General features: G+C 61.9%; 1 protein-coding gene. It reads left to right on the top strand.

Annotated elements, in window-relative coordinates; translation table 11 throughout:
• On the top strand, positions 1-223 hold a 223-nt coding region (locus KVT32_RS32025; protein ID WP_217619630.1), incomplete at both ends, for an alcohol dehydrogenase catalytic domain-containing protein.

Consider the following 223-nt stretch of genomic DNA (forward strand, 5'->3'; position numbering starts at 1 on the left):
ACGGGCCGTATCTTGGGCCACGAAAACATGGGTGAAGTCATCGAGGTCGGCAACGCCGTCGAGCGCGTTAAGGTCGGCGACGTTGTCTGTCTGCCGTTCAACATCGGCTGCGGCTTTTGCGAAAATTGCGAACGGGGCTTGTCCGGCTTTTGCCTGACGGCAAATCCAGGCACAGCGGGTGCTGCCTACGGTTTTGCCGGCATGGGCCCGTACAGCGGCGGCC

The sequence above is a fragment of the Achromobacter sp. GbtcB20 genome, assembly GCF_019091095.1.
Lineage (GTDB): Bacteria > Pseudomonadota > Gammaproteobacteria > Burkholderiales > Burkholderiaceae_B > Achromobacter > Achromobacter mucicolens.